At 39.9% G+C, this 23029-nt stretch carries 17 protein-coding genes and 1 pseudogene; 9 read left to right on the plus strand and 9 right to left on the minus strand.

Annotated elements, in window-relative coordinates; translation table 11 throughout:
- Positions 1-121 precede the first annotated feature (121 nt).
- Entirely contained in the window at positions 122-1876 is a 1755-nt protein-coding gene (argS, locus tag RMX89_RS06525; RefSeq protein ID WP_322688350.1) for an arginine--tRNA ligase, read from the minus strand.
- 726 nt (positions 1877-2602) lie between these two features.
- Between argS and RMX89_RS06530 the strand changes: the two genes are divergently transcribed.
- Positions 2603-3436 (plus strand): DUF4114 domain-containing protein, encoded by an 834-nt coding sequence (locus tag RMX89_RS06530; protein ID WP_322682707.1) that lies wholly within the window; start codon positions 2603-2605, stop codon positions 3434-3436.
- Positions 3437-3657: 221 nt separating this feature from the next.
- On the opposite strand, the gene RMX89_RS06535 is transcribed toward RMX89_RS06530, so the two are convergent.
- Complete coding sequence (locus RMX89_RS06535; protein ID WP_322688351.1) at positions 3658-4926, minus strand: tetratricopeptide repeat protein; 1269 nt, start codon at positions 4924-4926, stop codon at positions 3658-3660.
- A 222-nt stretch (positions 4927-5148) separates the two neighbouring features.
- Between RMX89_RS06535 and RMX89_RS06540 the strand changes: the two genes are divergently transcribed.
- Positions 5149-6297, plus strand: coding sequence for a DUF711 family protein (locus tag RMX89_RS06540; RefSeq protein WP_322688352.1), 1149 nt, complete (start codon positions 5149-5151; stop codon positions 6295-6297).
- Positions 6298-6299: 2 nt separating this feature from the next.
- Here the strand turns inward: RMX89_RS06540 and RMX89_RS06545 are convergent, their stop codons facing one another.
- The gene (locus RMX89_RS06545; protein ID WP_322673080.1) at positions 6300-6968 is read right to left on the minus strand and encodes a 2OG-Fe dioxygenase family protein; all 669 of its coding nucleotides are present in this window, start codon (positions 6966-6968) and stop codon (positions 6300-6302) included.
- Between the two features lie 239 nt (positions 6969-7207).
- On the opposite strand from RMX89_RS06545, the gene sfsA reads away from it, so the two are divergent.
- A complete protein-coding gene (gene sfsA / locus RMX89_RS06550; protein WP_322688353.1) occupies positions 7208-7933 on the plus strand; it encodes a DNA/RNA nuclease SfsA in 726 nt (241 codons plus the stop codon).
- 192 nt (positions 7934-8125) lie between these two features.
- Here sfsA and RMX89_RS06555 read toward each other — a convergent pair whose 3' ends face one another.
- Complete coding sequence (locus RMX89_RS06555; protein ID WP_322673082.1) at positions 8126-8527, minus strand: fasciclin domain-containing protein; 402 nt, start codon at positions 8525-8527, stop codon at positions 8126-8128.
- Between the two features lie 370 nt (positions 8528-8897).
- On the opposite strand from RMX89_RS06555, the gene RMX89_RS34450 reads away from it, so the two are divergent.
- Positions 8898-9014: a PEP-CTERM sorting domain-containing protein gene (locus RMX89_RS34450; protein ID WP_416211965.1), complete on the plus strand. Its 117-nt coding sequence runs from the start codon at positions 8898-8900 to the stop codon at positions 9012-9014.
- Positions 9015-9063: 49 nt separating this feature from the next.
- Here RMX89_RS34450 and RMX89_RS06560 read toward each other — a convergent pair whose 3' ends face one another.
- The gene (locus tag RMX89_RS06560; RefSeq protein ID WP_322688354.1) at positions 9064-9207 is read right to left on the minus strand and encodes a hypothetical protein; all 144 of its coding nucleotides are present in this window, start codon (positions 9205-9207) and stop codon (positions 9064-9066) included.
- Positions 9208-9911: 704 nt separating this feature from the next.
- Between RMX89_RS06560 and RMX89_RS06565 the strand changes: the two genes are divergently transcribed.
- From RMX89_RS06565 to RMX89_RS06575, 3 genes and pseudogenes are all read left to right on the plus strand, one after another.
- On the plus strand, positions 9912-12038 hold the full coding sequence (locus RMX89_RS06565; RefSeq protein ID WP_322688355.1) for an acylase: 2127 nt from the start codon (positions 9912-9914) through the stop codon (positions 12036-12038).
- A 208-nt stretch (positions 12039-12246) separates the two neighbouring features.
- Positions 12247-12395, plus strand: a pseudogene (locus RMX89_RS06570) (iron chelate uptake ABC transporter family permease subunit); the annotation flags it as partial.
- Between the two features lie 221 nt (positions 12396-12616).
- Entirely contained in the window at positions 12617-13438 is an 822-nt protein-coding gene (locus RMX89_RS06575; protein ID WP_416211966.1) for an ABC transporter ATP-binding protein, read from the plus strand.
- Between the two features lie 296 nt (positions 13439-13734).
- Here RMX89_RS06575 and RMX89_RS06580 read toward each other — a convergent pair whose 3' ends face one another.
- The 4 genes from RMX89_RS06580 to RMX89_RS06595 form a co-directional block, all read right to left on the minus strand.
- Positions 13735-15798 (minus strand): vWA domain-containing protein, encoded by a 2064-nt coding sequence (locus RMX89_RS06580; RefSeq protein WP_322688356.1) that lies wholly within the window; start codon positions 15796-15798, stop codon positions 13735-13737.
- A 1263-nt stretch (positions 15799-17061) separates the two neighbouring features.
- Entirely contained in the window at positions 17062-18459 is a 1398-nt protein-coding gene (locus RMX89_RS06585; protein WP_322688357.1) for an ATP-binding protein, read from the minus strand.
- Between the two features lie 319 nt (positions 18460-18778).
- Positions 18779-19795 (minus strand): iron ABC transporter permease, encoded by a 1017-nt coding sequence (locus RMX89_RS06590; protein WP_322682716.1) that lies wholly within the window; start codon positions 19793-19795, stop codon positions 18779-18781.
- A gap of 344 nt (positions 19796-20139) precedes the next feature.
- Positions 20140-20763: a 4Fe-4S single cluster domain-containing protein gene (locus RMX89_RS06595; protein ID WP_322688358.1), complete on the minus strand. Its 624-nt coding sequence runs from the start codon at positions 20761-20763 to the stop codon at positions 20140-20142.
- Positions 20764-21104: 341 nt separating this feature from the next.
- Here RMX89_RS06595 and RMX89_RS06600 point away from each other — a divergent pair, with 341 nt between their 5' ends.
- Both RMX89_RS06600 and RMX89_RS06605 read left to right on the plus strand, forming a co-directional pair.
- Entirely contained in the window at positions 21105-21452 is a 348-nt protein-coding gene (locus tag RMX89_RS06600) for a glycosyltransferase (protein WP_322688359.1), read from the plus strand.
- Positions 21453-21658: 206 nt separating this feature from the next.
- A complete protein-coding gene (locus RMX89_RS06605) occupies positions 21659-22897 on the plus strand; it encodes a glycosyltransferase family protein (RefSeq protein WP_322688360.1) in 1239 nt (412 codons plus the stop codon).
- The last annotated feature ends 132 nt before the right edge of the window (positions 22898-23029 follow it).

Genomic DNA, 23029 nt, shown 5'->3' on the forward strand with positions numbered 1-23029 from the left:
GATCGCCTCCAGTCCAGCAATTCTAATTAAAAAACCGCAAAGTACACAAAGAAGCTTTAACTTAACTCTTACTCTGCGTACCTTTGCGCTACCTCAGCGTAACTTTGCGTTAAAAAAAATATTACATCCTCTCCAATACCTGAATTCCCAATAAAGATAATCCCAACTTCAGAGTTCTAGCAGTCAAATCACACAGAATCAAGCGAGATGTGCGCTGCGGTTCTTCCGCTTGTAGTATAGGACAGCGATCGTAAAATTGGTTAAACTTTTGACTCAGTTCAAACAAATACTCACATAAACGATTGGGCAACAAATCTTGCTCTACACTACTAATAACTTCATCCAGTTGAAGTAAATATTTTGCCAGCGCTAATTCTGTTTCATGCTGCAACAAAACAGCATTATTTTCCAACTCTTTAAAGTTAATATCACCCTTGCGGCTAATCCCATAAATTCGTGCATAAACATACAGCATATAGGGCGCAGTATTACCTTTGAGATCCAGCATTTTGTCGTAGCTGAAGATGTAGTTACTGGTGCGATTTTGGCTTAAGTCTGCATACTTAACTGCGCTAATTCCAACTACCCTAGCAACTTCATTAATAAATTCTTCAGTTTCAATACGTTCTTCTTTTTGTAATCTAGTTTTTAGGTCAGCATGGGCACGAGAAACAGCTTCATCTAATAAATCCCGTAACCGCACAGTATCCCCAGAACGAGTTTTGAATTTCTTACCATCTTCTCCTAACACTAACCCAAAGGGAACATGGACTAATTCCACATCATCAGGAATCCATCCGGCTTTGCGTGCGACTTGGAAAACTTGAGCAAAGTGGTTTGCTTGTCCAGCATCTGTTACATAAATTATCCGCTTTGCTTTATCCTGCTGAATCCGGTAGCAGAGGGATGCTAAATCAGTTGTGGCGTAGTTATAGCCGCCATCTGATTTCTGGATAATTAAAGGCAAAGGTTCACCTTCTCTATTTTTAAAGCCTTCCAAGAAAACACATTTTGCCCCTTGGTTTTCTACCAGTAATCCAGATTTTTCTAAATCTTCCACAACTCCTGGTAATAAAGGATTGTAGAAAGATTCGCCTCGTTCAGTTAACTTGATATCCAGCAACTCATAAATTATTTGAAACTCGGAGCGCGACTGTTCGCACAATAGTTTCCAAGCATGGAGTGTATCTTCTGCACCTGCTTGTAATCTGACAACTTCTTGGCGTGCTGTTTCTTGAAAAGCTTCATCTGTATCAAACCGCAATTTGGCTTTGCGATAAAAAGAGACTAAATCACCAATATCTAAAGCATTAGCGGTGGTAAGCGCGTCTGGGTAAACTTCCCGCAGATAGGCGATTAACATCCCAAACTGCGTACCCCAATCACCCACATGATTTAACCGCAGCACATCATGTCCAAGAAATTCTAAAATCCGGGCGATGGAATCACCAATAATCGTCGAACGCAAGTGTCCGACGTGCATTTCTTTGGCAATATTGGGACTGGAAAAATCCACAATTTCCCGTTTCGGCGTTTTCGCGGCTGGAACTCCTAGTCTGGGATCTGCTTGAATCGCATTGAGTTGTGCTTCTAAATATGCTGTTTTCAGTTTGAGATTAATAAATCCTGGCCCAGCGATTTCCGGGGGTTCGCAGATTTCGGATACATCTAGTTTCAGGGCGATCGCACCTGCGATCGCTCTTGGTTGCAATCCTAACTTTTTACTCAGGGATAAAGCCACATTCGCCTGATAATCGCCAAATTTAGGATTGCTAGCAGGAACCAAAATTGGATCTACTCCAGCGAAGTCAGCGCCAAAAGCTGCGACTAAAGCCTGCTCTAAGAGAGTTTTTAGTTTTTCTTGTGTAGCGTTCATATATAGATTTTATCTGTGAAAGGGGGAATGTAGCTCTGGAAAAGCTTGATTATTTTAACCTTAAAAGATATTCATCAAGTCTAAGCAAAGACTGTCATTTTAAAGTCGAACCCCCTTAAATTGTCTCCCATCCTCGGCATAACTTCTAGATTCTGACGATACCGAAGTCGATTTTGACAGACTACTAGTTAATCAAGTCAACTAAAACGTAGTACGTAGTAAACACTTTAGCGCTTAAAACAAAGACCAAACTTATTTACCCAGGTTTCATTGATTTGATAGATTACTACGTTTCCCAACGTAAGTACGGAGATCATCTCTATTTGTATAGCAGCGTATTAACTAAGCCTTAGCTTCGTTGATACGGATGACGGCACACCATTACTTATCTACCTCATTTAAATGAAAATGCCTATAGATTAAGCTTTTAGCTTTTCACTATAGAAATTGCATATCTGATTTTCATAAAAAGTATATATTATTCATGAAGTTTTAATCATACATAAGTTTAACTACTAAGTGTTGATAACAGTATCATACTAGATAAAAATTCTATTTTTTCAGTGAAAGCACTTTAGATAAAGCGCTATTTAAATATACTAGCAAAAGTAAATAGACAGATTGACGTTACAGAAGTCTAGCTGTTAGAAGTAAGAGACAACTGAAGAGAGATAGCTGCTCAAAAAGCATTATCTAAATTGTTTTTCCTACTTAATGGCTCATAAAATGAAACCTAATTTATTCACTGCCTTGATTGCCGCTACAGCTACATTAACCGGATTAGTTTCCAAAGTAGAAACTGCATCTGCTGCTGATTTTAATTGGAATAGTTCATGGACTCAACCAACTGTATATAATAAGTCTCAAACTGGTTTTAACGACGCTCCTTTTCAACAATTTGTCCAAGCAGAAAGTGCTGCCCTTCCAAACAGCGGACAATTTAAATTAGACCCCAGTAAATTAAATCTAAAATATGACCACGATGTTTCTGTTTACTTTATTAATGAGGGCGCAGGTTATAGAAACCAATTAGCCTTTGAAGCTACAGGAACTACTAACAAATCTGGGCTGCTTTTTAATGATATTTCTTGTGAAGGGACTGGATGTGTTGGTGGCTGGGGCGGTAACGCACTAAAACTAGGTGATGGGGTCAAAGTTGGTAATGTTACCGCAGGTACTCAACTAGATTTATGGTTGAGAGCTGATGGTTTGAACCGTGGCAACTCTGCCAATATCTTTGGTACTGACACTGCCTCTAACGCTGACGGACTACAGCACGCAGTTGCTTATGCTTACAACAACTACATCCTCCTGGCATTTGAGGACTTATACGGAAATTTATACGCTTCAGGGGTAGATTCTGCAACTGGTAAGTGGAACGAAAGTTCCGATCGCGACTTTAATGATGTTGTCGTCGTTCTTGATGTCGGTGAGGCAAATGTTAAAGCGTTAATTGGTGCTACCGTTCCTGAACCATCTGTTACTCTATCAATGTTTGCGGTGGGAGCAGTTAGTATGTTTGGATTGCGCCGTCGCCGTCAAAGTCGCATTTCTAACTAAACTTTGAGACGGTGCTAAATATAAACTGCATTTAGTTTCATTGGAAAATAACAAGCAATCGCATTTTCACCCGTATAAATAATGTACGGGTGATTTTACGTTTGTAGTGGCATTTATAAGCTAAAGCACATCTATTTTGTATATTAAAATTTTCTCAGTATCTTGTGGGGTGGACATCTTGTCCGCCCTGATTATGCAACTTGAATGCTGATTAGCTTATTTTATCTATTGCGATCGCGTTCTAAATCATCAATCACTTTTTGCAAATACCACTCGTCTGACATCCCAGGATGGTAATCTTTGTTTTGCTGAATCAATCGTTCGGCAATTTCCCAATATCCCCCAACCATTCGTAAAAGTCGCTGACGTAGCAGGTGATATTTTTGCTTTTTTGACTCTGGACTAAATTTCTGGATTTTTTCGAGGCTATTTAAGACTTGTTGATAATTTTCCCAGTCTTCTTGTTCGCAAAAGATACTCCCCGCCCTTTGATAATCTTCCACGGCGTTTTGTATTTCTTCTAAGCAAGTATAGGCAATGCCGCGATTGTAGTAAGCTTGAGCATCATCAGAATTAATTTGCAGCGCTTGGGTGTAATCTTGAATTGCAGCGAGATAATTACCCGTTGTTCGATAGACATTACCTCTGGCAATATAAACTAAGACATCTTCGGGTTGCATCTGGAGTGCTTGGTTAAGATCCGCGATCGCACCTTGATGATCTCCTAAAACAGAACGGGCTTTACCTCGGTTGCGATAGACAATGGCATCTTGAAAATTTAATCGTAATGCTTGATTAAAATCTGCGATCGCTTCTCGATAATTTCCCATTTTACAACGCACAACCCCACGACAGCAGTAAGCTTGGGCATCTTGGGGATCGGCTTTTAATACCCAGTTTAAATCGGCGAGTGCTTCTTGAGTATCTCCCTTTTCAGCTTTTTCTAATAATTGTGTGAAATAATCATTGGTAGATAAAATCGGCGCATTAGTGGCACGCGATTCCTCAAGGACAGGTAATTCTTTAGGTTGTAGCTGTTTAATTCGTTCCAAAGCCAGACGACAATTCTCTTTATCCTGTTGCTCTAGATATAACCCAGCAGCTTTTTTAAAGTTAGCGATCGCATCTTGAATATAACCTTGTTTGCGCCGCACCATTCCCCGCAGATTATAAGCAGCAGCATAATTGAGATTCAGACGAATTGCGCGTTCAACATCATCTAGCGCCCCCGGTAAATTTTTCAGCGCTATTCTAGCCAATCCCCGGCAATAATATGCCTCTACACTCTCAGGATTCAGCTTCAGGGCTTCGGTATAATCTGAAACAGCTTTCAGGATTGCTCCTGAGTCATAATGTGCTAAACCCCGTTGTAAATAAGCTTCGCTAAAGTAAGGTGTCAGTTGTAAAGCATGGTTAAATTCCTCAATTGCTCCCGCGTAGTCTTTTCGCCTAGCCTTTTCCAATCCCCTATTGTAGAATTCGTCATTCATGGCATTTGTTTGGTTGATTCAGTTCATTGAATTCCAGCAGACTTCTTTTGTAGCCTAACCTATGCACTCATCTTCATATTTTAAGTATATTTCATATTTTTTCTGAAATAAAAACAACACGCTATCCTAAGTTGTTATAAATGGAATTTATCCAATAGAATATTGTACGCGTCCAGATTTTAGAGTTAAGTTTAATTAAAAGCTCGCTAATTATTTATAATAATGAAAATTAGAACTATTACAACAGGTATATCAATTCAATCTCTGCAATATCAGGAAAAAATTAAGCAAGCTGCTGAATTTAATCAGCAGGTACAGATTTTGTTTGAAAAACAAGGATATGAAGTCCAAACAACTAGAATTGCTACTAATAGCTGGGAAGAATATCTGCAAGGTTTATCTAAAATCGAAATTATTAATGAAATTCAAGCTATCGAACAACTTTGTCAAAGTTTGAATATCAGCTTTTTCAATATTGGTTATGCCAGCAAATCGGAAACTATAGATATAATTCCAGATATCAATAAAAATACATCAATTATTTATTGCTCTAGTAAAATAGGAGACAGGGAAAACGGGATAATTTTTAAGAATGTTAAAGAATCTGCCAAAGTTATTAAACGTATTTCCCAAGAAAGTGAAAATGGCTATGGTAATTTTCATTTTTGTGCATGGGCAAACTGCCAGCCAGATATCCCATTTTTTCCTACGTCATACCATACAGGCAATACATCTTTTGCTATAGGTTTAGAGTTAGGCGATTTGGTAACGCAAGCATTTTCACAAGCTAACAATATTTCTACAGCAGAGCAAAACCTGCAATTACTTTTAGAATTAGAATTAAATAAAATCGCAGTTATTGCTGAAAAAATCTCCGATAAATTTGCTGTTATATATAGAGGAATTGATACATCTATAGCTCCATCTTTAGATAAAGAAAATAGTATTGCTTTTGCTTATGAAAAATTGATGAATGGCAAGTTTGGGCATTCAGGAACTCTCGCAATTTCTGGGATGTTGACTCGCGTCTTGAAAAATGTATCAGTAAAAACCTGTGGTTATTCTGGACTGATGCTTCCAGTTTGTGAAGATGTTGGACTAGCTACCAGAGCTAATGAGCAAACATATAATATTACAAATTTATTATTATATTCAGCAGTTTGTGGCTGTGGACTGGATACAGTTCCGATTCCTGGTGATATCACAATAGAAAAAATTACAGCTTTATTAATTGATATGGCAACTTTAGCTATCAAATTAGATAAACCACTATCAGCACGATTATTTCCAATTCCAAATAAAAAAGCTGGGGAAATGACTACATTCAATTCCCCATATTTCGTAGATTGTAAAATATTTACGGTTGACTAAAATTATTCTGAAAGCAAGCTGGGAGAAGTTAGCACAAAAACATCTCTACTTCCTTGAGCATCAATCTGTGGTTTGATCGGAGTGGTAAAGTGGAAAAAATCACGATCGTTGACTAATAATAGTTCTCCCGGATTTAGAACTTTGCTAAATACGGGCTTTTGTTTTTTGTCAGTATATAGATGTGTTTCTCCACCTTGAATATTATCTCTATCTACTGAAAATATACCGATAAAATCAGTACCATCTTGATGGATACCTTCAGGTGCTGGATTACCCAAATTATCCGCCGAACAAATAGTTCTAATTTGATGAACTCCGATTTCAGCTTCAGGATGAAGTTTACAAGAATCACTGAATGCTAAGACAAGATTCTTAAAAATATCAAGTTCTATAAGTGCATCTTCTAATTCTGCAAACTCTCTTTTTATGTCACCCACTAATGGATTATACTCTTTACTTTGAAAGAGGTAGCCATGAGGTAATTTGATTAATTGATTTCCATAAACTGTAAACCGAGATAATCTTCTGGAACGATAAGTGCCTTTGATATAAGGGTCAATAGGCATATTACTAAAAAATGCCTTAAAACCTTCTGGATTGATAGAATTTACCTTTCTGAGAGTAAACAGAAAAGCATATTCTAATTCCGTTGCTGTCCACACTTTTTGCATAGGATTTACCTCCTTGCACGTTGAAATTCTCCCAGATTTTTATGGGAGGCTTGTAATACTTAGTATATGCTACTTTTTATTACTATGTTGTCAATTTGACTACAAAAATTGACAATCCATGATATGTAAAGTTACTCAAATGCTGTCGCAGGGCGGAGTAGCTGCTGAAAAGATTTGCAGATATGGGTTTGGTGGGCAAAGAATCGACGTATATTTACAAACAGCAACAAGGTTCCATAATGATAGATTGGCTTTACAAATACCCACCTTTGTATCCCGGTATTTTACTCAAGCGTTACAAGCGGTTTTTTGCTGACGTTCAACTGACTTCTGGCGAAATAGTGACAGCACACTGTCCTAATACAGGGCCAATGATTGGAGTATCGACACCTCTAAGTGCAGTACAGCTTTCCAAAAGCGATAATCTTAACCGCAAATTGGCTTACACTCTAGAACTAATTCAGGTACATGACAATCAGCCGACTTGGGTAGGCATAAATACTTTTTTGCCCAATCGGGTGGTAAAGCTAGCTTTGGCGAAACATCTTTTTCCAGAATTGGGCGACTACAGCCAAATCAAGGGCGAGGTGGTTTATGGGCTAGATAAAAAAAGTCGAGTGGATTTTTTCTTGACGGGAAGTGATGAGGAACGCCCGATTTATTTAGAAGTGAAAAATACAACTTTGTCTGAAGGGAGATTAGCTTTATTTCCTGACACGGAGACTACAAGAGGACAAAAACACTTGCGAGAACTGATGGCGCTGTTACCTTTGACTCGTGCGGTGATGCTTTACTTTATCAATCGCGGTGATTGTATCGAGTTCTCCCCTGGCGATCGCACAGATCCTATATATGGTAAATTATTGCGGGATGCGATCGCTCTCGGTTTAGAAGTTTTACCTTGTCGTTTTGAAATTTCCCCCGAAGGTATCCGTTATTTGGGTTTAGCAAAACTAAAAATTTGATTGCATTTAATTAAGAGAGACTAGCAATTGCAAAGTTTCTACACGCATAAAGCAATAAATCCATCTAGACAGCATCTAGATGGATTTGTTGGTAGTTGATGTTTACTAAAAAATATTCAACCAGACTGTCATGAAGAAATGACTATAGGTAGTCGTCACCCCAAAAATAGCATTCGCTATTCTGACGTTGGGTTATGCAGGAATCAAAACTGTGTCAATGACGTGGATGACACCGTTATCAGCAGCAACATCTGCTGTTGCAACTGTTGCATCATTGATCTTAACGCCATTAGAAGCGTCAATTTTTACATCTGAACCTTCAACTGTTTTAGCTGTTTTTAGCTTAACTACATCAGCAGCCAGTACCTTGCCTGAAACAACATGATACGTCAAGATTTTCTTGAGCTTTGGAATATCTTGAAGTAATGCGTCTACTGTACCTGCTGGAAGCTTATTAAATGCTTCATCGGTGGGTGCAAAAACGGTAAATGGCCCATCACCTTGAAGTGTATCTACCAAACCAGCTGCTTGGATTGCTGCAACTAGTGTGTTGAAAGAACCATTGTTAGTGGCAGTGTCAATTATGTTGGCCATGTGTTTTATCTAGTTCTGTGTAACTTGTTACAAATCTAAACTATTTACTTAATAAAATCTATCTATCATTAGGTGTATGTCAAATCATTTTTGTTATTGATATTATAAAAGTTTACATATATTTTTCTACAAGTAAAGAATTATACGTATATTGTCCAAGTGGATAAGTTATGGGCACTGCTGAATGCCATTAAGACTCAGAGCCGAATGGCACTAAGAAAAGCTGAAAGCTCGTGTAGGCAGGGTGTTGGGGGTAGGGTTGCAGGTTCGGGGAAAATTAAGAAAACAAAATATCGAGTATGAACATAAATATTTTCCTTCTTCACTACACCCACTCAGCCACACCCCACACCCAAAAGCCTTATAGGTAATGGGTTTGGCGTTAACAAGCGTGCCATTCGACTCAGAGCCATCAACTATTGGAGGAATAGTTGTCACTGCTGGTTTATTAGGAATATGGCTGAAGAAAAAGAAAGCAATTAGCTAGAAAGAACAGTCCTTTTTTACCTTTTGGAAAAGAACAGATCGTAAATCCCTCAAACTACTGTGCAGTAGTTATGAGGGATTTGGTCATCTTCCACTAAAACGGCGATCGCTCTAATATATCGATCTAATTCTCGATAATTTAGAGTCTTTACTTGTGTTTTACACCGATCGCTACTATTGCTACTAATTTGCAATTATTTTTAGAACTTTAAAGCAACTTAGCTAAGATAGCAAGTAATTTTAATTAAAAACTATTATTGTCTTTTTATCACAAAAACATTCCATAAATATATCAAAAGATAGATGACTAGGTTTAAATAAAGTTAAATAACTTAGTTTTTGCTATGCCAATAGCTTAACAAGACTTATATATTTAGTCAGATTTATAAAATTCAGAAGTTTTGATAAATGCTTGCTCAGGTGTAGGCTTTATGATAATGTCTCCTAATAGCACTAGAATTAGATGCAAATCAGTCGCAGATAGCTTTTGAGAATTTCTAGAACTAGTGTTAAGCATTATCGATAATATACAATCGCTCGTCTATTCGGCATCTGTGGGATTAATGCTACTTCAAAAGCATTATTTCCACGCTAGTAAGTCGCTGTGAATATTTATCATCAGGTTCAGGCAGGAGGCAGGAGGCAGAAGGCAGAAGGAAAGAGGGTTTTAGTCCACTTTACTTTTATTAACATAGTTTGATTTCTCCCGCCTGTTCTACTTAGTATGGAATTTTTATCAACTTATGGTGGCATAAACAAAGGCGCTGAGATGCCACTGTGATACGTTCTATGTTCTTTATGTATGTTGCTAGTGAGTATGGATTTAATGTCTGTTTGTTACGAAATATAGGCGAAAGTCACTAAATTTTGCTAGTCAAATTAATTTAATCGAATCATCATGTTGAATATTAGAATTTATTTGTGGCAATTCGATCGGTCAATACTAAAAAGAAAATTTTCTAGATTTTTAGCTTTTATCCTCAGTGCCATTTTAGTTGTAGTTTTGGCAAATAACAGTTTTGCGACTGCACCCAAAACTACAGAGATATTATGGGATACTTACGGCATACCGCATATATATGGTAAAGATGCTCCAAGCGCTTTCTCTGCATTTGGTTGGGCACAAATGCAGAGTCACGCTAACTTGCTGTTGCGCCTCTATGGTCAAGCTAGGGGAAAAGCAGCCGAATACTGGGGAGAAGAGTATTTAGAATCTGATAAATGGGTACTGACGATGGGAGTATCCGATCGTGCTAATTCTTGGTATCAGGCACAAAGTCCAGCTTTCCGTAGTTATATAAATGCCTTTGCCAGTGGGATAAATACTTATGCCAAAGCCCATCCTGATTTAATTGACGAGCAAGTAAAAATAGTATTACCTGTAAAACCAGAAGATGTGTTGGCGCATTTGCAAAGAGTGCTGAATTTTACTTTTGTCGTCAACCAAGAACAGGTAGCAGGTATTACTCATACTCAATCGGAAGCTGGTTCTAACGGTTGGGCGATCGCACCTAAGCATTCTGCCAGTGGCAAGGCGATGTTGCTGGCAAATCCCCACTTGTTCTGGTCGGATTTATTTGTCTGGTACGAAGCCCAAATTACTGCCCCAGGAATGAATGCTTCTGGAGCAGCGCTGGTGGGAATTCCAGTTTTAGCGATCGCTTTTAACGATTATTTGGGTTGGACTCATACCGTCAATACTCATGATGGTTGGGATGTATATAAGTTGAAATTAGCTGATGATGGTTATCTTTTTGATGGCAAAGTCCGTCCTTTTACAACATCAAAGTTTTTGTTAAAAGTTAAGCAAAAAAATGGCTCGTTAGTCGAACAACCATTATTAGTCAAAAGTTCCGTCCACGGTGCAGTCGTTCAGGAAAAAGATGGGTTTGCTGTGGCACTGCGGGTTGTCGGTACAGACCGTCCCGGTGTGTTGGAACAGTGGTGGGATATGGCGCGTTCCCAAAACTTAACCCAATTTCAAAAGGTATTGAAACGCTTGCAACTACCAATGTTTACCGTCATGTATGCAGACCGAGCCGGACATATCATGCACTTATTCAACGGTCTGGTGCCGATTCGTCAACAGGGAGACTTTCGATACTGGGAAGGTTTAATTCCTGGCGATACATCTAAGACTTTGTGGACAAAAATGCACCCATACAAAGATTTACCGCGTGTAATTGACCCGCCTAGCGGTTGGTTGCAAAATGCTAATGATGCACCTTGGACAACGACTTTCCCTGCTGCGATCAAAGCAGATGATTACCCTGCTTATATGGCTCCACGAGGAGAGATGTCTTTCCGGGCACAAAGTTCTGCAAAAATACTGGCTGAAGATCCAAAAATTTCTTTTGAGGAAATGATTAAGTACAAACATTCCACCAAAATGGAACTTGCAGAACGCATCCTCGATGATTTAATTCCCGCAGCTCAAAAATATGGCGATGAATTAGCTCGTCGTGCTGCTGATATTTTAGCTGCTTGGAATCGCAATGCTGATGCTGATAGTCGAGGCGCGGTATTGTTTTCTTTTTGGTGGCAAGAAATGGATAAAAACCAAACCTTCAGTATTCCTTGGAGTGAGAACTCGCCGCGCACCACACCCGATGGTTTAAAAAACCCAGAAAGTGCGGCGAAAGCACTACAAATAGCAGCAACAAAAGTCGAAAAAGCTTATGGAAAGCTAGATGTTGCTTGGGGTGAAGTCTTCCGAGTCCGTAGCGGAAACTTAGATTTACCTGCCAATGGTGGCGATGGGGATCTAGGAATATTCCGCGTCCTCAATTTTGCTCCAGCTAACGATGAACGCTTTCAAGCTGTCGCTGGTGATAGTTATGTTGCAACCATTGAGTTTTCACAACCAGTAAAAGCAATGGCTCTCATCAGCTACGGTAACGCTACTCAACCCGGTTCGCCCCACATTACCGACCAACTACCACTGTTTTCTCGCAAGCAATTGCGTTCTGTTTGGCGAACTCGGAAAGAAGTACTAGCACATTTGGAGGAACGCAAAACTTTTTGAGAACTGCGTTAACCATGAGTTATGCATCAAAAGCCTGCCTGTACAGTTTGAAGATTGTTCTTTTGATAACGCTTGTTAGTATTTCTTTAGCAGCGTTGTCAGAAAACAAATAACTGAATAATGATGAACCACAAATTCTTCAGACTGAGATTAGCGATCGCATCAAATGGCTAATTCTGATTATGTTAATGCTAAATACAAACCCACGCGATCGCTTTTGGCAATATTGGTGGGTGCAGCAATGTCTACTTTGGTGCAATTATGCAGGGTGTGACTCGTAATCCATTGGCCGATCCTGGTATTTTGGGGGTGAATGCAGGTGCAGTTTTTGCTGTAATAATTAGTATTGTTCTATATTGGCAAGGTAATTAGTTATGATTCTCATAGTACTTGCACTCTACGCGCCAGTTGCTCATGCCATGACTGCGCTGGCTCCTTTTAATCCCCTATCTACCTGCGGGAAGGGGGAAGCAAAGCGCTGATTTCGTGGGGTGGGGTTCTTTGGGTTTAATTAAGTCATCAAGTAGATATGATATTACATACTTACAACATTCTCAAAGATTCTCTTAAGTTTAATTATGTCAATGTCATTATCGAGCGATAATTTACATTACCAACTGTCAGCAAATAATTTGACTTTGGGTTATGATAATATAACTATTATTAAGGATTTAGATTTAAATATACCACCAGGAAAAATAACTGCTTTAGTTGGTGCAAATGGTTCTGGAAAATCTACTTTATTACGGGGTTTAGCAAGATTATTAAAACCTCGCGTTGGCACAATTTATTTAGATGCAACAGATTTATTTAAGCTATCAACAAAAGATGTTGCTAAAAAATTAGGAATTCTTACCCAAGGCCCCGTTGCACCAGAAGGATTAACCGTTCGAGATTTGGTCGCTTGTGGAAGGTTTCCTTATCAAAATTGGTTGCAGCAGTGGACAAAAGAAGATGGAAAATTAGTAGAACTAGCGTTAGAAATTACTGGAATTAAATATTTGGCAGAACGCGAGTTAGATACTCTTTCTGGTGGACAGCGACAACGTGCTTGGATTGCAATGGCATTGGCTCAAGATACAGATATTTTATTGTTAGATGAACCAACTACTTTTTTAGATTTGGCGCACCAAATAGAAGTTTTAGATTTATTGTATGATTTGAACCAAAATCAGCAACGAACGATTGTCATGGTGTTACACGATTTGAATCACGCCTGTCGTTATGCTGATTATTTAGTAGCACTGAAAGAAGGGGAAATTTTTGCTGTTGGCGAACCTAATTTGGTGATTACTGAGAAGATGGTAAGGGAAGTGTTTGGATTGGAATGTCGGGTTATCCCAGACCCGGTTTCCGGTACACCGATGTGTATACCAGTGGGAAGAAAGGGGAGAACATAGAAACAAATCAAAACCTTACACAGCAGAATACAGTTTAGTTAAGCATTTCTTCTTTCTTGTCTTGCAGAGTAGGGAATAAGTTTTGTAATTAGCAGCGATCGCAAAACATCTCGCAGATATGCAATGCTCTCTTCTGAAATTAAATTGCTGTATTTATTGCAGATATCTAATACAGTGGAGAGCGATCGCCTTTGATGTCCTTTGATGTAGATTGTGATATCTCCCAGAGATGATAACGGTTTTCAAGTAATTGAACTACACTACTCCCTACTCGCCGTCTCATTTATGGTCTCAAATCATTTTTTTGTAATCAATGCTCTAGATTGCTCCACTAGGCGAATAAACTCACCCCGATAACCCTCCTGGTCTTCCCCCTTCCCTTGGGTTGCCAATTTCATCACCAAATCATAATTAGCATCTCCCTTATACTCAGAGTCACGCAGCACCATCCCAAAGGTCGCTACCGCAGCAGCAAATCTCAGGTTTGTGGAGGGGTCAGTTCTCAAATCATCATCTTGGATGGTTTGGGTAATTAGTTGACTGGTGCTGTCCTGGGGCGACTTGTAGCGCAGTTTCACCTGCATCAACTCATTACCAGCAGCATCCGAGACAGTTTCACTAGAACGCTGATACCGCAAAGGATCTATCTCTGGCAGTTTCACATCGCTTTTCGTGCCAGTGGGAATTATTTCATAAAGCGCTGTTACAGAATGACCAGCCCCAATATCCCCTGCATCTTTCTTGTCGTCATTGAAATCCTGGTTTTGCAGCAGGCGATTTTCGTAACCAATCAAGCGATATGCTTGAACTTTCGCCGGATTAAATTCCACCTGAATTTTTACATCCTTGGCAATAGTAAATAGAGTTCCCCTAAGATCGTTAACTAAAACCTTTTTGGCTTCCAATAGGGTATCAATATAAGCGTAGTTGCCGTTACCCTTATCAGCCAGTTGTTCCATTTTTCCATCCTTATAATTGCCGGTGCCAAATCCCAACACCGTCAGAAAAATTCCCTGCTCTCGCTTTTGTTCAATTAATCGTGTCAGGTCGCCATCGCTGGAAACCCCGACGTTAAAATCTCCATCGGTAGCTAAGATGACTCTGTTATTACCAGACTTGAGGAAGCTTTCTTTGGCTATCTTGTAGGCTAATTCAATACCCTGGCCGCCAGCAGTGGAGCCTCCAGCCTTTAAGCGGTCAATCGCCGCCAGAATTGTTGATTTTTGACTACCAGCAGTAGCCGGTAACACCAATCCAGCATTCCCCGCATAGACTACTAAACTTACCCGATCTTCAGGACGCAGTTGATTCACCAACAATTTGAGCGACTGTTGCACTAAGGGTAATTTATCCGGGTCATCCATAGAACCAGAGACATCAATCAGAAATACTAAGTTACTCGGTGGTAAGGTTTTGCTTTCTAGGCGTTTACCTTGCAAACCCACCTGTACCAACTTGTGTTGAGGATTCCAGGGAGCAGCAGCAACTTCAGTGGTGACGGAAAAAGGGCGATCGCCTTTTGGTTGGGGATAATTGTAGGTAAAATAATTGATTAATTCCTCAATTCGCACTGCATCCTTGGGTGGTAATTCCCCTTGAGTAATAAACCGTCGCACGTTGCTGTAAGATGCTGTATCTACATCAATGGAAAAGGTGGAAAGGGGATCGTTACCAACGCGATGAAAGGGATTATCTTCAATCCGGTTATAGTTTTCTGTATTGAATCTGCTACCTATTTGAGGTTCCGGGGCAACCCTTCCAATACTGTCACGAGTTTGGAGTTTAGGCATATTCGCACGGTTAGCAACTCGATCCTGCACGGATGAGCCAGACGGAATACTAAGGGGTGGGGCTGTAGGTAAGGGTTGAGTCTTTTGGTCAGACTCAGTTTGAGTCCGTTCTCTGGTAGGCTGATTCAAAGTGATGGGACTAGGAGCTTCCAATTCCTCTATCGGACTTTTTAGGGTTGCTAACTCTGGTGCAAATTCTGACTGCAAGCGTTGCAGAATTTTCATATCTGCTGGGGTAACTATCTTGGGATCGGTCGCTATTAGCTCATTGCTCCGATTCACACAGGCATTCAAGACTGTAGCAAATTCAGTTCGGGTTACAGGAAGAGTGCCAAAATTTTGGACGGTAACGACACAACTATACTGTTTTACCAATGTCTGGAGTGCTTGGTAGTCAGGGTGATTGGGGAGAATGGAAGTTTTTGGAGTAGAACTGGCAGGATTCTGATTGGCTGGAACTGCAACCGTAGCAGACTGGCGTAAAACGGCAATTCCTATTGAGGGTATCAATAAAAACAATATTACAATACTGACTCGCTGCCACATTTTGGATGGAATCGGGTAAGACATGGCTAAATCCTCACACTAAATTTTTTCTGTCACATTTGACTATTTACCCAGAATAGTCCTGAGCAGCTTGGGATTTGATAAGCGTTTCAGTTTTGGTAACTGTAATTTATACAACACTAACCATTCCCATCTAGCATTAGGGAATATCACAGTGTTTGTTGGTATAGTCGCTTAACTTTAGATATTCATTTGTGACAAAGTTGGCGTGAAGTTTGATGAAGTTGTATTAACGTGAGTTCGACAAGCCCCCAGCTGATAAGGGCAGTGGTGGAATATGGGATGTTGAATACGCAGTCTATGATTTGTTCGATCTGGATGAGTTCGATCAAAAAAATACGGTCTGGCTGCAAAAATAGTTTGAATGAAAACTAAGGTTAAAGAGATAGATAGTAAGAGGATGTTTGAAAAGTTTGTAGTGGTGTATAAAGTATTTGTTTACCCCACCCTAACCCTCCCCTTGCAAAGGGGAGGGAACCGGATTTTTCTTTTTTCCCCCCAATATATCGGGGGGATTAAGGGGGGTAATTTGACTTGTGTATACACGGTATTTGGAAAGGGGAGGGAAATAGATTTATTTTTTCCTGCCTTTATAAGGGGGGATTAAGGGGAGTAAAATGTGATTAAAATCACAGTCAACTACTTTTAAAACAACCTCTAAGGAGTTTTTCCACTATCTACCTTTTTGAGAATATAGAAATGAGTAAAATTTTCAACAGAATTACGGAATTGCGATCGCATCGCTTGAAGTCATAATCATCAGAACACAAACTGACTGCGTTCACTGAATTTTTTGCTTGCTCAACTCCAAGCAAGAAATCTTAAAACAGCCAAATAATTAAAGCTATTAAGGAGATAAATGAACATGAGCGAGAATAATAATCCACAACCCAAAACAAAAAAACAACCTCCTAATACTATAGGAAAACCACCTAAGACTGAATTTATTAACTCCAATCAACAGTCCACAAGATCAGAATTATCAGATAAATAATTTTTTTACCCCAATATTTTATTTATAGCTCAATACGCTTGGCTTAAGGGTTATTGGTGTAGATAATTGGTCTTTTGAGACGCAATAAATCGCCTCTCTACATGAGGGTTTTGTTGCTCATCCTGAACTGTATTGATTTATCACTATAAGACGAATTCTAGTGTAGGAGACAATAAAAAACTAGAAGTCTGACGAAAATATTCACTTGCTGCTAGATTTTGGGAACCATTGGTTCCCATTTTTTTTCATCTCTAATCCCATTTTTGATTGATTTATTGCTTTGATAAGGGTAGGCAAATGGTAAAACAAGTTCTACCTGAGTGCGACTCAAATGAAAGCGTACCGTGATGGCGATTTTCTACAATTCGGCGAACGGTTTCTAAACCAAGTCCTGAACCATGTCCTACTGATTTTGTGGTGAAGAAAGGTTCAAAAATACGGGTTTTAATTTCAGGTGGAATTCCACTGCCAGAATCGATGATGTCAATATGGGCATAGCGATCGCAATGGTGTGTTGTAATTTCTAGCAGTCCTTTACTATCCATTGCATCAATGGCGTTGTCAATTAAGTTCGTCCACACTTGATTTAGTTCGCTGCCATAGGCAAAGATTTTTGGAAGACTTCGATCGTAATTGCGTTGCACTTGGACACCGCACTTGAGTTTATGAGCAAACAATCGCAAGGTATCTTCCAAGCCTTGATGTATATCTACTTCTTGCTGAGTGCCTTGATCGAGGTAAGAATAAGACTTCATCGCTTGCACAAGTTCGGAAATCCTCTCAGATCCTCGCAAACCATGTTTAATCATCGACATAACTTCAAAGGAAAGCGCTAGCCAGTGCAATCCCATTTCTCGCAATTCTGTGTTGTCGTTGCGCCAACGTTCCATGAGTTGCTCTAGGGTTTCAACCTCAACACCACCTTCTGCTAAAGGCTCTGCCAATTTCCAGGCTTGGTTTACACCATAGTCTTCTAACCATTCCAGCAATATGTCTTCGCGATCGCTTAGTGTCACCGGATCTAGGCGATTATTCAAAATCGCATCATAGCCTAGATCGCGTACTCTCAACCAGTGTTGAGTATGGGCTTCGTCAACATTACGTTGCCCATAAACTAAGTTCATTCGTTGTAACTCTAAGATGGCGGCTGGCATTTCTTTTAAAGTCCGAACCAAGGCTGCGGCTGGGTTGTTGAGTTCATGAGCAAGACCCGCAGCAAGTGTCCCTAAAGCTGCCATCTTTTCCCGCCCACGAATAAAAGACTCTAGCCCCCGGACACGACGTTGCATAATTCGGAAGACCATCCGCTCAAAATCACGACATTCATGCAACAGTTTACGGAAGTCTTCTCCCTTCATTTCATAGATATGGCAATTTGAAAATGCCCGCATTGTCACAGGTGCAGGTTCATCTGTGAGTACTGGAATTTCACCAAAAAAGGATGGGGCTTCGTGCTGCCCAATCGGAATTTCCACTCCTTCACTGCGGCGGGTCATGTTGATTTTACCTTTGACTAAGATAAATAAGCGACATACAGGGTCTCCCTCATAGGACAACACATCTCCGGGGGAAAGTTCAACTGTTTGAGCGCGATCGCAAACCCACTGCAATCGCTCTTTGGGAAGTTGTTGAAATGGGTCTAAGTTGATTAATTCCTCAACACATAACATCGATTAACCTCCTTGAGTGAGCAGGGGGGTAGGGGAGCAGGGAGCAGGGGGGCAGGGGGCAGGGGACAGCAGAGATAAGAAAGTAGGGTTATATAGGTGGGTTTCTTTATGGAGAATTTTGGCTTAAATAGTTGAAGAAGGCTTTGTATAGCACAAGCCTTGGTGGTTAGGACATTAACAGATCATAAAACTTAGACACAACAAGACTTTTCACCCAATCCCCAGTCACCAGTCCCCAGTCCCTTGCTATATCAGTTTATCAGAATGCGCAAAAAACCCGATCCGTTTATAAGGTGGGGATGGATAGTGGTTCGATCGCTCAAAATTTATTAAACCCAGCAGAACGACGATAAAGTAACCAGATAAACACGGGTGAACCCAGCAAGGCAGTGACGGAACCTACTGGTAGTTCTACTGCTCCTAGTCTAGAGAGTAAATCTGCAAAAGTGAGTAACCATGCACCTGCAAGAGCGGAAAGTGGTAAAACAAAGCGATGATCTGTACCAACAATCAGGCGGACACCGTGAGGGATAACAAGACCGACAAATCCAACCAAGCCACTGATGCTGACTGCACCTGCGGCTAATAGAGTGGCGACACCACCAATTAACAAGCGCGATCGCGTCAACGAAAGCCCTAAACTCACAGCTAAATCATCTCCCAAAGCCAGGATGTTTAGCGATCGCGCCAGCAAGCATCCCCCAATCAATGCAACGATGATATAAGGGCCAGTTGTAGCAATTTCTTGCCAACCCCGTCCATTAAGACTACCAACCAGGAAACTGAGCGCAACTTGAATTTGCCCATCTTCAGCTAAAAGCAGCAATGTACTTTGTACGGCACCAAATAAAGAACTCACCGCTACTCCGCCTAAAATCAAGCGCTCAACAGAAATTCCCGACCCCGAACGACCGAGTAAAATAACGATCGCGGCAGTTAAAATTGCTCCTATCCATGCTGCAAAAGGAATTGCGATCGGGAATATATGGCACACAATCATCAGAATTACAAGTAGTCCCGCACCCGCTGAAATGCCCAAAATAAATGGATCGGCGAGACTATTACGTAACATTCCTTGCAGCAGTGCCCCTGACATTCCCAAAGCTGCGCCGACAATAATCGCAGCAATAATGCGCGGAAGACGTAAATCCCAGAGAATTGTCTGTTTAACCGGATCGCCTTTGTGGAGAATGGCTTGCCAAAATTCCGACATATTTAAAGGTACTGCTCCTTGAGAAAGTGACAGCGCTAGCGTTACCACCAGTGCTGTACCAAAAAGTAAAACAGCCCAAAATACGCGGTGTTCAGTAAAAATTTTCTGAAATGGTCTAGTCAAATTTATGATATGTATTTTTTTTAAATATAATCTGTCCCAAACAAAGCTGCATTTAAACATAGCTTCTCGATAAGGGAGCAGAAATCTAAAAATTTGACCCTCAGAAGCTCAATGTTGACCCTCAGAAGCTCAATGTTGACCCTCAGAAGCTCAATGTTGACCTTCAGAAGCTCAATGTTGACCCTCAGAAGCTCAATGTTGACCCTCAGAAGCTCAATGTTGACCCTCAGAAGCTCAATGTTGACCTTTAGAAGGTGGAAGTTAACCTTCTGAAGGTGAACGTTGACCCTCAGAAGCTCAATTTTTAAGTTTTAACTCCCTCTTCTTCCCCTGCTCCCCTGCCCCTACGTTAGTTCTAGTCCACCTTGATAGCCAGTGACAATGCGTCCACCATCCTTAAGGATGTGGATTTCGATCTGGTCGCTAGCCCAAGTAATCTGGTCTTGGAAGTCCGGGTTTAAAACACGAACCCGTTGATTGCTAGAAGAAACTGGAGAATTGGGAGAATTAATTGCCAGAGATTGTACAAAAGGCCCGTCAATCAGGATATCGAGTTGTTCTAACAATGCTTGGGAACCTGGCGGCGCAGATTGGGACTGTAGCTGCTTAAGAGTGAACCCGGAAAAAGACATTACATTTAAACCAGCAGCTTTTACCTTCTGGGCTAAAGACGCTAGTGCCGTTGCTTGCCAAAAGGGTTCTCCACCAGAGAATGTTACACCCGTGTTGCGAGGATTGTTGAGAATATTTTCGGCAATGGCATCAACAGCAATCAATTGGTTAGCCTCAAAAGACCAGGAGTTAGTATTAAAGCAGCCAGGACACTCACGCAAACAACCTTGTACCCAGACGACTGCACGACAACCAGGGCCATTAACTTCTGATTGATCGACGTAACCCATAATATTGAGATAGCCTGGGGGAATTTCCATGAGTGCTAGCGATGGGTCAGTTGGCTTAATTTCCATCTCTTTAACTCCTTTTAGCCGTTAACTGTTAAATATAGCGAATCTCCAGTTAGATAACCGTGACAATAGTTATATAACTGGAGATTTAATTGATGATTAATCTTTCAAAAACTTTTGGGAGTTTGGAAAAGTCCGCTTTAACTTACTAGACCGGGTGCTAGTGAAGATAGTTACAGGTTAATTGACACATATTTATCGAGTTTGGTATTGTTACCAGCGTCCCATAAATTACGAAGCTTATATTATATGTGGCCCAGAAATGCCCTTAGAACACCAAGCTGCACTGAAACTGAAAGCTGCTGTATATCCCTAAGTGCAGATAGACAAATTTACCGGATTTAATGAGTTACATCGCCGCAGATGCCGTAGTCGCAATGGGTGGCTACAAAACAACTTGCAAGATTCTCTCAGTGGGTAAGCCAGCAGTAGTAGTACCCAGAATTAAGCCATCACGAGAACAGTGCATTCGTGCAGAAAATTTGGCAAATTTGGGGATTTTAGCAGCGATTCAAAACGATCTGACTTTAGATATATTACTGCGATCGCTGTTACAACAACTCCAAACTCCGCAGATTTCCCAACCGAAAATTAATCTCAATGGTTTGCCCAAAATTAACCAATACATCTCTACCTTACTAGCAAAAAAAGAGCGTGATTATACCAATTCAAAATTAAAAATTAAAAATTAGAAAAGCTAGACATAACAAAGCTATGTCCGTATGGATCTGTCGTATTCTTTTTTAAATTGATATTACATTTTTCTATAACCCATATGTACAATTACTGAAATTAACGATGATTGCCAAAATTGTTCAAGTAAAAAGTAATAAAAGTATTTATTGTATCTTTCGTTCGCCTTCTTCCAACCATCCAAATTGACAGAGGTAAAATTTTTATGAAACGTATTATGTTTTACTGCCAACACATTTTAGGTATGGGGCATCTGGTTCGCAGCCGCGAAATTGTGCGAGGTTTAACCAAAGACTTCCAAGTTTGTTTTATTAATGGTGGTGAAATAATTCAAGGATTTGAAATTCCTGCTGGTGTAGAAGTTATCAATCTACCTGCAATTAAAACTGACCTAGAAGCTGCTGAACTACAAGTACTAGATGATGCCTTTAGCCTTAGTGAAGCCAAAGACATTAGAAAAAATCGACTTCTGGAAATCTTTAAGCAATTCCAGCCTGATATTTTAATCGTTGAGTTATTTCCTTTTGGGAGAAGACGTTTTTCTTTTGAATTAATTCCATTATTAGAATTAGCTAAATCAAATAAAGGCTCAACTAAAATAGTTTCTAGTTTGCGAGATATTGTAGTTATTAAACCGGAAAAACAAGTAAAACACGAAGAAAAAGTATGTAACTTAATCAATAAATATTTTGATATTCTGTTGGTTCACAGCGACCCAGAATTAGTCTCACTAGAAGCAACCTTTTCTAGAGTCAATGACCTAAAGTGCCAAGTATATTACACCGGATATGTCGTGCAAGACCCACCAACAAATCTTATTTTAACTGATGAAGATCGAGAAATTATTAAATCAGACAAACCCCTGATTTTAGCCAGTGTAGGAGGTGGTAGATTTGGTCATGAGTTGCTTGAATGTGTAGTTAACACAGCCCCTTTTTTAGAGAAATTATTGCCACATCATATTCAGGTTTTTACTGGGCCATTCATCCCCAATTCAAAATTTAAAGAGCTGCAAAAAATGGCAAGATTTAGTAAAAACATCTATATTCGACGCTATACTCCTTACTTGCTAAATTACATGAAAAAAGCAGACCTTTCAATAAATATGTCTGGCTATAATACCATAATGAATATTTTAACCACAGGTGTACGAGCTATGATTCTTCCCTTTACAGGTAATCAGGAGCAAGAACAAATAATTAGAGCCGAAAAGTTAAGCGACTTAGGAATAGTCAAATTTATCAATCATAATTATTTGCAACCTGATTACCTAGCTATTAATATTATTAATTATCTCAAAGAGCAGCCTAATAAAATTAACTTTGATTCTGGGGGAGTTGAAAAAACTGTAAACATCTTAAGAGAATGTTTTAAAAGTCCTTTCGTTAGTAGCAAAACGTTATCGATCCCCCCAATCCCCTTTAAAAAGGAAGGCGGGATATGAAAGTGTATAAAATCACAGTGAAATACTTTTCAAACAATCTCTTAACTTAACTTTGTGCAATGGTATCAAGACTATTACGGTAAATAAAAAAACATTCCTGACTATATCCTACTCATAGCAATAGTCTCGATA

The sequence above is a fragment of the Nostoc sp. DedSLP04 genome (assembly GCF_034530775.1).
In the GTDB taxonomy this organism is placed as follows: domain Bacteria; phylum Cyanobacteriota; class Cyanobacteriia; order Cyanobacteriales; family Nostocaceae; genus Nostoc.

Excerpts from the sequence above, each read along its gene's own strand:
- argS (WP_322688350.1), bottom strand. The coding sequence starts at position 1,876 with ATGAACGCTACACAAGAAAAACTAAAAACTCTCTTAGAGCAGGCTTTA.
- RMX89_RS06530 (WP_322682707.1), top strand. The coding sequence starts at position 2,603 with ATGAAACCTAATTTATTCACTGCCTTGATTGCCGCTACAGCTACATTA.
- RMX89_RS06535 (WP_322688351.1), bottom strand. The coding sequence starts at position 4,926 with ATGAATGACGAATTCTACAATAGGGGATTGGAAAAGGCTAGGCGAAAA.
- RMX89_RS06540 (WP_322688352.1), top strand. The coding sequence starts at position 5,149 with ATGAAAATTAGAACTATTACAACAGGTATATCAATTCAATCTCTGCAA.
- RMX89_RS06545 (WP_322673080.1), bottom strand. The coding sequence starts at position 6,968 with ATGCAAAAAGTGTGGACAGCAACGGAATTAGAATATGCTTTTCTGTTT.
- sfsA (WP_322688353.1), top strand. The coding sequence starts at position 7,208 with ATGATAGATTGGCTTTACAAATACCCACCTTTGTATCCCGGTATTTTA.
- RMX89_RS06555 (WP_322673082.1), bottom strand. The coding sequence starts at position 8,527 with ATGGCCAACATAATTGACACTGCCACTAACAATGGTTCTTTCAACACA.
- RMX89_RS34450 (WP_416211965.1), top strand. The coding sequence starts at position 8,898 with ATGGGTTTGGCGTTAACAAGCGTGCCATTCGACTCAGAGCCATCAACT.
- RMX89_RS06565 (WP_322688355.1), top strand. The coding sequence starts at position 9,912 with ATGTTGAATATTAGAATTTATTTGTGGCAATTCGATCGGTCAATACTA.
- RMX89_RS06575 (WP_416211966.1), top strand. The coding sequence starts at position 12,617 with ATGTCAATGTCATTATCGAGCGATAATTTACATTACCAACTGTCAGCA.
- RMX89_RS06580 (WP_322688356.1), bottom strand. The coding sequence starts at position 15,798 with ATGTCTTACCCGATTCCATCCAAAATGTGGCAGCGAGTCAGTATTGTA.
- RMX89_RS06585 (WP_322688357.1), bottom strand. The coding sequence starts at position 18,459 with ATGTTATGTGTTGAGGAATTAATCAACTTAGACCCATTTCAACAACTT.
- RMX89_RS06595 (WP_322688358.1), bottom strand. The coding sequence starts at position 20,763 with ATGGAAATTAAGCCAACTGACCCATCGCTAGCACTCATGGAAATTCCC.
- RMX89_RS06600 (WP_322688359.1), top strand. The coding sequence starts at position 21,105 with ATGAGTTACATCGCCGCAGATGCCGTAGTCGCAATGGGTGGCTACAAA.
- RMX89_RS06605 (WP_322688360.1), top strand. The coding sequence starts at position 21,659 with ATGAAACGTATTATGTTTTACTGCCAACACATTTTAGGTATGGGGCAT.